The 13,204-nt window shown below is 64.6% G+C and carries 10 protein-coding genes; all 10 read right to left on the bottom strand.

Annotated elements, in window-relative coordinates; translation table 11 throughout:
• Positions 1-145: 145 nt before the first annotated feature.
• The 10 genes from HBO24_RS01355 to treZ all read right to left on the bottom strand — a co-directional run bounded on the left by HBO24_RS01355 (position 146) and on the right by treZ (position 13,197).
• Positions 146-907, bottom strand: coding sequence for a PIG-L family deacetylase (locus HBO24_RS01355; RefSeq protein WP_170059309.1), 762 nt, complete (start codon positions 905-907; stop codon positions 146-148).
• A gap of 183 nt (positions 908-1,090) precedes the next feature.
• Complete coding sequence (locus HBO24_RS01350) at positions 1,091-1,750, bottom strand: glycosyltransferase family A protein (protein WP_057436603.1); 660 nt, start codon at positions 1,748-1,750, stop codon at positions 1,091-1,093.
• Positions 1,747-2,346: an SAM-dependent methyltransferase gene (locus HBO24_RS01345; protein WP_169960332.1), complete on the bottom strand. Its 600-nt coding sequence runs from the start codon at positions 2,344-2,346 to the stop codon at positions 1,747-1,749. Before HBO24_RS01345 ends, HBO24_RS01350 begins: the two co-directional genes overlap by 4 nt.
• Positions 2,343-3,101 carry a PIG-L family deacetylase gene (locus HBO24_RS01340; RefSeq protein WP_170059171.1) on the bottom strand — a complete coding sequence of 253 codons (759 nt, stop codon included), beginning with the start codon at positions 3,099-3,101 and terminating at the stop codon, positions 2,343-2,345. The genes HBO24_RS01345 and HBO24_RS01340 overlap by 4 nt, the downstream gene beginning before the upstream one ends.
• A complete protein-coding gene (locus tag HBO24_RS01335) occupies positions 3,098-4,099 on the bottom strand; it encodes an acyl-CoA dehydrogenase family protein (RefSeq protein WP_170059170.1) in 1,002 nt (333 codons plus the stop codon). Before HBO24_RS01335 ends, HBO24_RS01340 begins: the two co-directional genes overlap by 4 nt.
• Before the next feature lies 1 nt (position 4,100).
• A complete protein-coding gene (gene glgX / locus HBO24_RS01330; protein ID WP_170059169.1) occupies positions 4,101-6,242 on the bottom strand; it encodes a glycogen debranching protein GlgX in 2,142 nt (713 codons plus the stop codon).
• A 112-nt stretch (positions 6,243-6,354) separates the two neighbouring features.
• Positions 6,355-6,585 carry a DUF2934 domain-containing protein gene (locus HBO24_RS01325; RefSeq protein ID WP_057444084.1) on the bottom strand — a complete coding sequence of 77 codons (231 nt, stop codon included), beginning with the start codon at positions 6,583-6,585 and terminating at the stop codon, positions 6,355-6,357.
• Between the two features lie 23 nt (positions 6,586-6,608).
• A complete protein-coding gene (locus HBO24_RS01320; protein WP_170059168.1) occupies positions 6,609-9,362 on the bottom strand; it encodes a malto-oligosyltrehalose synthase in 2,754 nt (917 codons plus the stop codon).
• On the bottom strand, positions 9,359-11,443 hold the full coding sequence (gene malQ, locus HBO24_RS01315) for a 4-alpha-glucanotransferase (RefSeq protein WP_170059167.1): 2,085 nt from the start codon (positions 11,441-11,443) through the stop codon (positions 9,359-9,361). The genes HBO24_RS01320 and malQ overlap by 4 nt, the downstream gene beginning before the upstream one ends.
• Complete coding sequence (gene treZ / locus HBO24_RS01310) at positions 11,440-13,197, bottom strand: malto-oligosyltrehalose trehalohydrolase (protein WP_057436593.1); 1,758 nt, start codon at positions 13,195-13,197, stop codon at positions 11,440-11,442. The genes malQ and treZ overlap by 4 nt, the downstream gene beginning before the upstream one ends.
• Positions 13,198-13,204 lie beyond the last annotated feature (7 nt).

Below are 13,204 nucleotides of genomic sequence, written 5' to 3'. Positions count from 1 at the left end.
CCGGTTTCCTGTTTCGTAAAACATCGCCAATGCAAGGGGTTGGCATGGCTATCTCGACTGCACTTGAACCTGTGCAGTGCTTGTTCCACGTTAGCAACCGCCGGGAGGGGCCGCCACTGTCAGAGTTAACAGGTATAGACCTGTGTCACAGGAACACGATCTCATAGGGCTCACGCATACGCTCCAGCAACACCGGTGGCAGCATGGGCGCCAGGCCGATCAGCGGGTCGCCGAGCAACTGACTGGCGTAGGCGTGGGCGGCATGGCGTTTGCGCGCCACGCTCCAGGTGTCGAGGCGCACCTTGCGCGCGCACTGCCAGGGCATGCGCCCGGCTTCGCGGGCGGGCCAGTGCCAGGCCCAGATCGGCAACTCCAGCAGGCGCGCGCCCGTCAGCGCACAGGCGATGGCGGTGGCACGGCCAACCGCATCGTGGTCGTCATTGCCATCATTGCGCCAGGTGGTAAACACCACATCGCCGGGTTGCAGGTAGCGCGCAATAAACTGGCTCAAGGGCTGTTCGTGGGAGGCCAAAGCGTTGTCGCAAAAGCCACCACGGATCCATTTCAGGCTGTGCAAGGGCAAGCCCAGGCGGCGCAGGGCCTCGACACTTTCCTGGGGTCGGAACACGCTCAGGCGTTGCGCCGACCATTGATTGGAGCCTGGATGGCTGGCACTGCCGTCGGTGATCGAGATCAACTTCAGAGGGTAATCCAGGGCACTGAACAGTTGCAGCAAACCGCCGCAGGCCAGCACTTCGTCCCCAGGATGCGGAGCAACTACCACCACGCGTGAGCCAGGGGGCACCAGTAGAGAAGGGCTGATGGTCGGGATTTGCGCCAGCTGCGGCGCACTGTTCCAGATTTGCGCCGGCACGCGGCGCCCGTCGTGCAGGGGGGCGGGTTTGATCAATGTCACGTCCTTGTCCGTTTGATGAAGGTCGTATCCCGTTGACGGGTCGACTCTCCTTTTTGTCGCGCAGGCGCCAGGCCTGTACGGCACGCTGGCGTTCCGAATCCTGGATTGCCATATCTGAGTATTGTTCATTGGCGGGGATTCGTCGCGCTCCGGCCGGGTAAAATCGTATTTATTTCAGGAAGGCTGCATCAGCCCCTTCAAATAGTCGCCAAATCCGCCTTGCGCACGGCACTCCAGGCGCGCACTGGTGATGACCTGGGGCGCGTGGCTCCAGGCAATGGTTGCGCCGCAACGCTCCAACTGGCGTACCAGTTGCACATCTTCATGACAGGGCAGGGGCTCGAACCCGCCAGCCCGCACATAGGCGCCAGCGCTGACCCCCAGATTGGCCCCATGGATGTGCCGATGCCCGTCACAGGCCTGGTAGGACTGGTGATAGCGGATCTGCGCCGCCTGGTCGAAACCATCGCTCCAGGCGTCCACCGTGACGGTGCCGCACACCGCATCCACGCCCAGCGCCAGTTGCGCCACCAGCCAATCGGTGGCAACACGACTGTCGGCATCGGTACAGGAGATCCAGCGGGCACCATTGTTGAGCAGATGCCGAGCGCCCATGCCCCGCACCTGGCCGACATTGCGCGCCTCGACGCTCAGGCTGTGTACGCCGAACGTCTCGGCAATGGCCGCACTGCGGTCGGTACAACTGTCGAGCACCACCAGTATCTGCACTTCTTCACCGAGCAACCCGGGATGGCTGGCGGCGATCAACGCGGCCTTCAGACATTCAGGCAGCAGCGCCTCTTCGTTATGCACCGGGATCAGAATGCCGATCATCGCAAGCCCTCGAGATGGGCGACCGAGGCGCTTTCGCGAGACCACAGGTCGAGTAGGAAATCACTGTCAGCCACCTGCGCCAGGCGCGACATACCCAGGCGTTGGTGCAACACCTGGTGGACCTGTTCCGCAGTTTGCGGGCAACCGTCGATAGCCGGGCGCCAGTGACAGGCCAGGACCTGGCCATCGTCGGTCAGCGCGGCCAGGATCTGCTCGACGAGCAGGCACAGGTCGTCATGGTCGAGGTAATAGCACCACTCGCTCAGCACGATCAGTTCGAACCTGCCGCCCGGCCATTGAGCAGGCAAGCGACGTTGCTCGACCTGGGCATGGGCGAACCCTTGCAGGCGCGCTTGCGCCAGGCTCACTGCGGCAGCGGCGGTGTCACAGCACAGCAGACGCGCGCAACGTGGCGCCAGTTCGGCGCTCAGCTCGCCATTGGCGCAGCCGGGTTCGAAAATCGAGGCATAGCGGGGCTTGGTCAGCAGCCCCAGGGTCAAGGCGCGCTTGCGTTGCTCGTACCAGCGCTGGCGGAAGGCCCAGGGATCGTCGCTATCCACAAACAATTGGTCGAAGTAAGCCGTGGCCACACTCATACAAACACCACTTCAAAAGGTTGTAACAGCCGCTCCAGCACGTGGGGCGGCAAGACGGGCGGCAAGTCGATCTGGGGGTCGCCTTCCAGCTGGCTGGTGAAGGCGTGCAGGGCATGACGCTTGCGCGCGACGGCGGCGGGGGCCAGGGCAATCTTGCGTGCGCGCTGCCACGGCACCCGTGGGTCTTCGGGGGTTGCCCAATGCCACGTCCACACCGGCAGTTCAATCAAGCGCGCACCGACCGCCAAGGCCGCCTGGGCACTGGCGCGCCCCACCGCTTCGTGGTCGCAATGCCCGTCTTCGCGCCAGGTGGTGAACACTACATCGTCCGGTTGCAGGTGCCGCTGGATAAATTCAGTCAGCGCCGATTCCCGGGCCTGCACCTGACTGTCGCTAAAACCGCCGCGCAGCCAGGTCAGGCGTTGCTGATGCCAACCCAGGCGCTGCAAGGCCTCGGCCGACTCCTGCGGGCGCACCTCGCGCAAACGCTGCTGCGGCCAACGGGGCGAGCCGGGGTGGCTGGCACAGCCATCCGTCACCGAGATCAGCAGCAGTTCGCGGCCCAGCGCGGCCAAGCCTTGCAACAGGCCGCCGCAGCCGAGCACTTCATCATCCGGATGGGGCGCGATTATCACGGCGCGGCAACCTTCAGGCACCAGTTGCGCCACATTGACCTCGGGCAGGCCGGCGACCCGGGCTGAACCTTGCCAGGCCCGCAGCAGGGTGCCTTGGCCGACAATGGGGTTGGCTTTCATAATTGCCACGTCCCTCCGGACTGGATCGCCACCTTCTTGCCAAGGGCCGCCAGGTCACGCTCGGCATGGCTTTGGCGCAAGTACACCGGCAAGTCGGCCATCAACCGGGCGAAGTGTTCATCCTTGCAGTAAGGCCCGGCGCCCAAAGCCCGGCCTGTGTGATGGATGACCTGGTTGGCGGCCGCCTCAATCACCGCCCGCGCGCGGCGTGCCAGCAGTTGGGCATTGGCCTGGGGCTGATCGTCGATTTGCCGGGCAGCCGTGCGCAGCACCGTAGCGGCCGCGTACAAGGCCATGTCCACCGCGCCCAGATGCGCCAGCGCATGGGGCTCTTCGCGTTGATCGCAGTGTTCACGCAGGGCCTCGGCCAAGCGCTGCGCCGCGCCGTACCAACAGGCGGCGATACCAACCCCGCCGTGCCAGAAGCCGGGGCGTTGCAGGTAATCCCCTGGGGCGCCTACGGCCAGCGCCACGGCGTTCTCGAACGTCACATCGACACTCGCGCAAGCGCCCATGCCCACGGCGTTCCAGCCTTCGGCGGTCACTGTTACCCCCGGCTGGTCCATTGGCACCGCGACCAACTGCTGGCGCTCCTGCGCATCCCAGGCGGTCAATAACCCGTGGCTGACCACCCCGGCCCCGGAACACCAGGCCTTGCGGCCATGCAGCAGGTACTGGGAGCCCTCACGCCTGACCTGCACCCGTGCCGTCGGCGGTTCGGCGGCCCACATGCCCCAGGTGCTGCCCGCCGGCGGCGCCGCGCTGTTGAGGTCGGCCATGATTGCCAGCGCGTCGGTGTGCCCTTCGAACAGCTTGCACAGGCTCAGGTTGTGCCCGGCCACCTGAGCCAGCAGGCTGAAGCGCAGCAGGGTCTGCCCGCCACCCGGCAATGGCAATTGATCCAGGCCAGCCGCCACCATGGCGCTCAGGGTCTGACCAAGGCCCTCGGTATCGGCCAGACCCTGGCGATTGCGTTGCAGAAACCCGTGTAAATCCATTTCACACCTCTTCCTCGTGTTGCAGCTCGAACAGCAGCAGCGAGCGCCCGGTCACGGCATATTCATGGTCAAAATCGAAACGTTCCTGGCCGCGCACGGCCGGCTGGTTGGTATCGACCATGCAGGTCCAGAAACCGCCATCCGGCACCTGGGGCAAGCGGAAGTTCACCAGGTCATGGTGCGCATTGACCACCAACAGCAGCGTAGCATCGGCCCCCGGCCGGCGGATCCCGGTTTCCTGGGCGCGCCCATCCATCAACATGCCCAGGCAACGGCCCTGGCTGTCTTCCCATTGCTCGATGGTCATTTCATTGCCATCGGGGGCCAGCCAGGTCACGTCCTTGACCCCGATGTCCTCGTTATAGTCGCCCACCAGGAAGCGCCCGCGACGCAGGATGGGGTAGGCCAGGCGCAACTTGATCAGGCGTTTGACGAACTTGAGCAGGGACTTGCCATCCTCATCCAGCTCCCAGTTGACCCAGCCGATTTCGCTGTCCTGGCAGTAGGCGTTGTTATTGCCGTGCTGGGTGCGGGCGAACTCATCCCCGGCCACCAGCATCGGCGTGCCCTGGGCCAGCAGCAGGGTGGCGAAGAAGTTGCGCATCTGGCGCAGGCGCAGCGCGTTGATCTCCGGGTCTTCGGTCGGTCCTTCGACGCCGTGGTTCCACGACAGGTTGTTATTGCTGCCGTCCTGGTTGTTCTCGTCGTTGGCTTCGTTGTGCTTGTCGTTGTAGGACACCAGGTCATGCAGGGTGAAGCCGTCGTGGGCGGTGATGAAGTTCACCGAGCTGTAGGGGCGGCGTCCGCGCTGGTTGAACATCTCGCCGGAGGCGGTCATGCGCCCGGCAAAGTCCGCCAACTGGCCGTCATCGCCTTTCCAGAACGCGCGCACGGTGTCGCGGAAACGGTCATTCCACTCCACCCAGCCCGGCGGGAAGTTGCCCACCTGATAACCGCCGGGGCCCACATCCCAAGGCTCGGCGATCATTTTTACCTGGCGCAGCACCGGGTCCTGGCGGCAGGCCACAAGGAAGCTGTGACGCTCGTCGAAACCGTCGTGATAACGCCCGAGGATGGTCGCCAGGTCAAAGCGGAAGCCATCCACATGCATCTCGGTGGCCCAGTAACGCAGGGAGTCGGTGACCATTTGCAGTACGCAAGGGTGGCTCAGGTCCAGGGTGTTGCCGGTGCCCGAGTCATTGATATAGAAGCGCTTGTCGTCAGGCATCAGGCGGTAGTAGGAGGCGTTGTCGATGCCGCGCATCGACAGGGTCGGGCCTTGCTCGTTGCCTTCGGCGGTGTGGTTGTAGACCACATCGAGGATCACCTCCAGCTTGGCCTCGTGCAGGTGCGCGACCATTTCCTTGAACTCGGCGATCTTGCCGCTGGCCAGGTAGCGCGGGTCGGGGGCAAAGAAGGCGATGCTGTTGTAACCCCAGTAGTTGGTCATGCCTTTTTGCAGCAAATGCTGGTCATTGACGAAGGCATGCACCGGCAGCAACTCCACCGAGGACACCCCCAGTTGGCGGATGTGCTTGAGCACATCGTCCACCATCAACCCGGCGCAGGTACCGCGCACCGCTTCAGGGACCGAAGGGTGGCGCATGCTGATGCCGCGCAGATGGGTTTCGTAGATGATCGTGCGGTCCCACGGGGTGCCCACCGGCTGGTCGTTGCCCCAGGTATGGGCCGGGTCGATGACTTTGCATTTGGGCACGAAGGGTGCGCTGTCGCGTTCATCGAAACTCAGGTCGGCGTCCGGGTGACCGATGGTGTAGCCAAACAACGCTTCGGACCATTTGAGCTCGCCCACCAATTGCTTGGCATAGGGGTCGATCAGCAATTTATGGTGGTTGAAGCGATGGCCGTTGGCGGGATCGTAGGCCCCGTATACCCGGTAGCCATAGATCAGCCCGGGGTGGGCATCGGGCAAGTAGCCGTGGAAGGTCTCGTCGGTGTATTCCGGCAGCTCGATACGTTCCAGCTCGACTTCGCCGGTATCGTCGAACAGGCACAACTCAACCTTGGTGGCGTTGGCCGAGAACAGCGCGAAATTGACCCCCAGACCATCCCAGGTCGCGCCGAGGGGGAAGGGCAAGCCTTCACGAATGCGCGATGGCTCGGTAGCGGGTGTCTTGCTCATGGTGTTGCTCCTGCAGGGTTTTTCAGGCCGAACGGGGCCGTGCTGACATCAGGTCAGATCAATCGTTGAGTGTGCTGCAGGAGCCGGTGGCCGGCTCCTGCGGGAAGGTGGATCAGCCGGCAGGCTTACGCGCCGCCCGTGGCTTTTTGGCGACCGCCGGTTTTTCCGCAGCCGGCTTTGCCTTGGCCTTGGTGCCGGTCTTGGGTTTACTCGGGGTCAGGGCCTCGGCTTCGGCCAGCTTGCGGGCCATTTCCCAATGACGGGCTTCCTGGCCCTCAGGTTTACCTTCGGACTCCCATATCTGATACGCGAATTCACGAACGCGTTTGTCTTCGGTGCTCATCGCAATGCTCCTCACAGAAAATTTCAGCTTTCTTGATCGTCAGAATGGATAAAGACATTTACCGGGAGTACCCCCAGGGCAGCGCTGATCAGTAGCTCCTTGTTGGGTGTGACTGCGCCTGTTTGCAAAAGTCCCTTCCAATTTTGCTGCGTGGCGTCGAACGGTAATGTGATCCGGGTATCGCCCCAAACCTGCGCATCCACCCGGGGCTGGGCGCTGTTTTCAAGCAGAGCGTGGGTCCAGCGTGGCAACACAACCAGCAGCCACTGGCCTTGATATTCGCGGCTGAAGGCGACAATCCGTTGGGCATGCCGGCCCAGCACTTGCAGCGGTACATAGCGCCCCCTGGCAAACAACAACGGGTAGGCCTTGCGCAGGTTCAACACCTGGGCAATCAGCGCCTGCTTCAAGTGCCCGTCACGCCAGCGCTCAAGCAAGGCGCCGGGTGCTGCCGCCAATGCCTGTTGCCGGGCATTGAAATCCACCGGCCGCCGGTTGTCCGGATCCACCAGGCTCAAGTCCCAGAATTCGTCGCCCTGGTACAGGTCCGGCACGCCTGGCACGGTGTTGCGCAGCAAGGCTTGCGCCAGCCCGTTCAACGCGCCGGCGGGGGCGATGGCCTCGGCCGCCGCGTGGATCGCGGTGCGCAAGGTCAGACCGGCGGGCTCGAGCAGCAAGCGCCTGAGGAAGGCTTCGACACCTTGCTCATACACATCGTTGGGGGCGCTCCAGTTGCTGTGCAGCTTGGCTTCGCGCAGGGCTTTTTGCTGCCACTGCCAGAGGCGCTGCTGATAGTCGTCGGTGTTCTCAATGCCCAGGTCCAGTGGCCAACTGCCCAGCAGCACCTGATACAGGATCAGCTCATCGCCGGCCGAGGGGATGGCCGGATCATCGCGCAAGGGCGCCGCCAGCCTGCGCCACTGTTGCACCTGCTCGGCATACCAGGGCGCGCACTCGCTGAGCACCGCCAGGCGCGCACGGCTGTCTTCACCGCGTTTGTGGTCATGGGTGGCGGTGGCCAGCAGGTTATCGGGGAAGGCCTGCAGGCGCTGCTGGTTGGCGGCATGGAACTCGGCCAGGGGCGCGCTGAACTGTTCGGTACTGAACCCCACGTCATTGCGCGAGAGCAGCACTGCCGAGCGATAGAAAGCGGTGTCTTCCACGGCCTTGGCGGCTGCCGGCGAGGTCAGTTGCTGGAAGCGCACGCAGGCATGCTTGAGGATCTTGCGCGGCTGCCCCACCGGGCGTTCGCGCCAGAGTTGGCCGCCGAGCCACTGTTGCAGGTAGTCGAGCACTGGCCAGTCGGCTTCGCTCAAAGTCCCACGGGCACCGGCCAGGGCCTGCTGGAACAGCGCCTCGTCAGCGGCGCTGCGGCCACAGGCGCTGATGTAGGTGCGGTACACCGGGAAGTGCACGATCAGCTCCTGCAAGGCGCGGCGGATCGCGCCCAGGGTCAGGTCACGGCTCATCACATCTGCGCGGGCCACTTGCAGTAGGGCCTGGGCCACGCTTTCAAAATCCCCGGCCAGGGAGCCGTTGAGGATTTGTTGCCGGGCCAGCCAGGCTTCCTCGATAAACGCCAACGGCCGCTCGCTGGCCTCGCTCCACAGCTGGGCCAACGCCTCGAACCCCTGGGGGTCGTGCTGTACCAGCGACACCTGGTTCATGAACTCATAGCCGGTGGTGCCATCTACCCGCCAGTCTTCGCGCAGGGTTTCGCCGGTGCCGAGGATTTTCTCGACAAAGATCGGCAAGTGCCGGCTCGGCGACAATCCATCCACCCGGCGCCGCAACTTGCGGCAGTAGCCACGGGGATCGGCCAGGCCGTCGATATGGTCGATGCGCAGGCCATCCACCAGGCCCTCGCTGATCAGCTGGAAAATCTTGCGGTGGGTGGCCTCGAACACCGTGGCCCGCTCCACCCGCAGGCCGCCCAACTCGTTGACGTCGAAAAAGCGCCGCCAGTTGATGTCATCCGCCGCCGTGCGCCAACTGGCGAGGCGGTAGGCTTGCTGCTCCAGCAGTTGGTGCAACCGGGAAAATCCCTCGGGCTGGCGCGCATCAAACAGCGCCAGGATGTGCTCGATGGCTGTCAGGTTCAGGGGCTCGCGCGCCTGTACGGCCAGTTCCTGTTTCAGGCTGGCGGCCAGGGGCCAGGCATCGGCCTGATAGGCCAGGGCGTTGAAGCGGTCGGCCAGCTCTTTGAGGGGCGGATGCAGGCGCAGGATATCGCCGTAGTCCCTGGGGCAGATCGGGAAGCGGTGCTCGTAGTGCTCGACAAAGAAGCTGCCCTGGACCGGGTCAAACCGCAGGGGCAGGTTGCCGCTTTGCAAGGCCTCACCGTAATCGCTGCCGAGGAAGGGCATCAGCAGTTGGCCCTTGAGCAGCGGGTCGGGGGAGTGCCACTGGATATCGAAGAATTCGCAGTAAGGGCTCAGGCGCCCCCATTCCAGCAGATCCAGCCACCAGGGGTTGTCGCTGCCACCGACGGCCATGTGGTTGGACACGATATCCAGAATCAGCCCCATCTCATGGGCGCGCAGGGCCGCCACCAGGCGACGCAAGGCGGGTTCGCCGCCCAGTTCCGGGTTGACGGTGGTCGGGTCGACCACGTCGTAGCCATGCATTGAACCGGCGCGGGCCTTGAGCAGGGGCGACGCATACAGGTGGCTGATGCCCAGGCGGGCAAAATACGGCACCAGCGGCACCGCATCGTCGAGGGTAAAGCCTTTGTGAAATTGCAGGCGCTGGGTGGCTCGTAGCAAGACGCTGTTCATCGGTCACGCTCTAGGGCTTGATTACGGGCGACCGCCAGTAACTCCAGGCGGCGCGCAGCGTTTTCATCGTCGAGCAGGTGCGCGGCGTCCCCCGGCAGGCGCCGTCGCCAGTTGGGATGGGTGTCGGTGGTGCCGGGCAGGTTGGCTTGCTCTTCGACGCCCAGGGCATCTTCCAGGGGCAGCAACACCAGCGGCGCACGGGTGTGGCCGAGGTAGCGCACGCTGGCATCGAGCATGTGGTCGGTTTCGTTGCGCAGTTCATCGAGGAAGTTCTGCGGGTCTTGAACCAGGGCCTGGCGCAGTGCTTCACGCTCGCGCTGGCGGTGCTCGCTCCATTGCTCCACCGTCGGCGCGTCGATCAACCCCAGTTGCACATTCCAGTCGATATCGCGGCTGTGCCACCAGCCATTGAGCGTCGGCAGGTCATGGGTACTGGTGGTGGCCAGGGCGTTATCCGGCCAGTCGAGGATCGGCGTGAAGCGCCCGCCGTGGTCCTGTTCGAACAGCAATACGCGCATGCCCAGCATGGCCCGGGCGCTGAGCTTTTCCCGCAGGCCCTCGGGCACCGTGCCCAGGTCTTCGCCGAGCACAATCGCTTGGTGTCGGCTGGATTCCAGGGCCAGCAGGCGCAGCAGGTCGTCCACCGGGTAATACAGATAAGCGCCTTGTTTGGGCGAAGCGTCCCTGGGGATCACCCACAGCCGTTGCAGGCCCATCACATGGTCGATACGCAAGCCGCCAGCATGGGCGAAGTTGGCCCGCAGCATTTCGATAAAGGCGCGAAAACCGTTGCGTTTCAGGCCTTCGGGGGAGAACGCGGAGATGCCCCAGCCCTGGCCGGCACGGTTGAGGATATCCGGTGGCGCACCCACCGTCAGGTCAGCCAGCAGTTCATCCTGACGGCTCCAGGCCTGGCTGCCGGCGCCATCGGCACCCACGGCCAGGTCGGCAATCAGGCCGATGCCCATGCCACTGCCGCGGGCGGCTTGTTGCGCACGTTCAAGGCAGCGGGCGATCAGCCATTGGTTAAAAGCGTGGAAGCCAATGGCTTCGCCTTGCTCGGCGGCAAATTGTGCCAGCGCGGCGCTGCCTGGGTCGCGCCACTCCTCGGGCCACTGGCGCCAGTCGAGGCTTTCGCCGTTGGCGGCGCGCTCGGCCTGGATGGCTTCGAAGCGGCAGTGGTTCTCCAGGGCCTCACCGCCGGCCTGGCGAAAGCTCAGGAAGTCCGCCTGCTGCGGGTGCTCGCCCTGGCGGAAGTCCTCATACAGGGCACGCAGCAGGCGTTGCTTGGCCTTGGCGGCGGCAGGCCAGTCGATCAGGCTTTGTTGTTCCAGTTCGTGCAGCTGATCGGCCAACCCGGTGGACTCGATAGCGCTGCGCACTGCGCGCTCGCCGAGGATGCACCCCGGCGAGGCGTACAAGCTATTGAGGAACAGCCGGCTGGACGGCGAGTAGGGGCTGTAGCGCGTGGTATCGGCGCTGAACATTGCGTGCAGCGGGCTGATAGCCAGGGCATCGACGCCCCGTTCAGCGGCGGCGCGGGCCAGTTGTTCCAGGGCCTGGGTATCGCCAAAACCGCCGTCGCCGCTACGGCGCAAGGCATACAACTGGGCGCTCAGGCCCCACGCACGGGCAGGCTGGCTGTCCACCGCCTCGGCCACGCTGAAACAGCGCAGGGGCGCGACAGCCAGGGTGAAGGACTGGCCGCCGATCTGCACCCGCTGGTAGCCCACGGGCAGGGTCCCGGGCAGGTTGGCCTCGGCGTCCAGCTCGAGGCTCTGGGTACTGCCATCCTCCAGGTAAACCTGGCACGGCGTGCCGGGAGCAAAGTATGCGGCCAGGTCGAGGCTGCTGCCGACGTCCACGGTCAGCAGTAGCGCCAGATGCCGGTCTTGTTGCACACGCTCCAGGTCTTGCAGGCTGGCAGCGATGGCTTCATCGGTGTCGGCGGGGTGGCCAAGGCCATTGAGCACGGCGCGCAAGGCGTCGGCGCTGACATGTTGCGGGCGGCCATTGGCGTCGATCCAATCCACCGCCAGGCCCGCGCGGCTGGCGAGTATTTCCAATTGCGCTTCGCTCAAGGGTGCTCTCCAACAGGTGATGAGGTGTCGCCCGGCGTCAGGCTGACGCGGGCGCAGAAGGGCGTGAGTGACCCAGGGTCGCTGCTGGTGCTGAACAGCTCAGTGATGCCGGCCGGATGGTGCAGGGTGGCCGGGCTCAGGTTGAGGTCGATCTGCAGGATGCTGCCATTGCCCATCCGCCAGCGGGCCGATACCGCGCCCTGGCCCAGGACCTGCGCGCCGAGGGCCATGCTGCCGGGCAGGTGGGGCACGATATGTTGCCGGCGCAGGCCCAGCAGCTGGCGATACAGCGCCGCAGGCGCCTGGCTAAACTGCGGGATGCAGCGCTCGAAGGTCTGCAGCGCGTTGGGGTCGGGAATCTGCGCGCGGCGCTCGGGGTCGCTGAAGGCGGCGAAGTCAGCAAACTCATTGCGTCGGCCTTCGCGCACGGCCTCGGCCAGTTCGCCGTGATGGTCGGTAAAGAACAGGAAGGGCTGCTCGGCGGCGATCTCATCGCCCATGAACAGCAGCGGGATCATCGGCGACATCAGCAACAAGGTGGTCGCCGCCTGCAACGCCTGGGGCGAACACAGTTGATGCAAGCGCTCGCCAAGGGCGCGGTTGCCGATCTGGTCGTGGTTCTGCAAAAACAGCACAAAGGCACTGGGCGGCAAGTGCTCGCTGGATTCGCCACGCCGGGTACCGTGGCGTGTGGTCTCACCCTGATAGATAAAGCCTTCGCCCAGGCAGCGCGCCAGTTTGGCGGTGGGTTCGTCGGCAAAGTCGGCGTAATAGGCGTCGGTCTCGCCGGTCAACAGCACGTGCAGGGCGTTATGCCCGTCGTCGTTCCATTGCGCATCGAAACCCTGCTGCAGCAGGCTGGCCTGGTTGAATTCGTTTTCCAGCACCAGCCACACATGGCGGTCCGGGTCCACCTGCTCACGCACCCGTTGGGCCAGCTCCTTGAGGAACGACGGGTCGTCGATGGCATGCACCGCATCCAGGCGCAGGCCGTCGAAGCGGTATTCGAGGAGCCACATCAGGGCGTTGTCGATAAAGAAGTCGCGCACTTCGCGGCGGCGAAAGTCGATCCCGGCGCCCCAGGGGGTGTGGGTGTCTTCGCGGAAAAAGCCTTTGGCGTACTGCCCCAGGTAGTTACCGTCGGGGCCGAAGTGGTTGTAGACCACATCCAGAATCACCGCCAGGCCATGCTCATGGGCCCTGTCGATCAGCTGTTTCAACTGATCCGGCGTGCCCAAGGACGCTTGCGGCGCGTAGGGCAGCACCCCGTCGTAGCCCCAGTTACGCTCACCGGGGCACTGTGCCAGCGGCATCAGCTCAATGGCGGTGATGCCCAACTCGGCCAAGCGTGGCAGGTGTTGCTCTACAGCGGTGTAGCCTCCCAGGACCCCCACATGCAGCTCGTAGATCACCGCTTCATGCCAGGGTCGGCCCTGCCAGGCGCTGTGGCGCCAGGGGTAGGCCAAGGGATCGACCACCACGCTGTCGCCATGTACATCCGCGTGCTGGAGGCGCGATGCCGGGTCCGGCACATCGCGCTCGCCATCAATATTAAAGTGGTAGCGGGTACCGGCCCCACAGCGCACGTCAGCCACAAACCAGCCCGCTGCCTGTGGCAGCATGGGCACCGACTGCCCCCCTTGCAGCTCGACGCTGACATAAAACGCATCAGGCGCCCACAGGGCGAAGCGGGTGTGTTGCGCATCCTGCATGATCGCGCCGTGGGGCCATGTTTCCAGAGTCCGTGACGGCATCTATCCT

The sequence above is a fragment of the Pseudomonas sp. WS 5410 genome (assembly GCF_012985645.1).
Lineage (GTDB): Bacteria > Pseudomonadota > Gammaproteobacteria > Pseudomonadales > Pseudomonadaceae > Aquipseudomonas > Aquipseudomonas shahriarae.
This window is presented reverse-complemented; position numbering and strand designations above follow the sequence as displayed.

Excerpts from the sequence above, each read along its gene's own strand:
- treZ (WP_057436593.1), bottom strand. The coding sequence starts at position 13,197 with ATGCCGTCACGGACTCTGGAAACATGGCCCCACGGCGCGATCATGCAG.
- glgX (WP_170059169.1), bottom strand. The coding sequence starts at position 6,242 with ATGAGCAAGACACCCGCTACCGAGCCATCGCGCATTCGTGAAGGCTTG.
- HBO24_RS01350 (WP_057436603.1), bottom strand. The coding sequence starts at position 1,750 with ATGATCGGCATTCTGATCCCGGTGCATAACGAAGAGGCGCTGCTGCCT.
- HBO24_RS01320 (WP_170059168.1), bottom strand. The coding sequence starts at position 9,362 with ATGAACAGCGTCTTGCTACGAGCCACCCAGCGCCTGCAATTTCACAAA.
- HBO24_RS01345 (WP_169960332.1), bottom strand. The coding sequence starts at position 2,346 with ATGAGTGTGGCCACGGCTTACTTCGACCAATTGTTTGTGGATAGCGAC.
- HBO24_RS01340 (WP_170059171.1), bottom strand. The coding sequence starts at position 3,101 with ATGAAAGCCAACCCCATTGTCGGCCAAGGCACCCTGCTGCGGGCCTGG.
- HBO24_RS01325 (WP_057444084.1), bottom strand. The coding sequence starts at position 6,585 with ATGAGCACCGAAGACAAACGCGTTCGTGAATTCGCGTATCAGATATGG.
- HBO24_RS01335 (WP_170059170.1), bottom strand. The coding sequence starts at position 4,099 with ATGGATTTACACGGGTTTCTGCAACGCAATCGCCAGGGTCTGGCCGAT.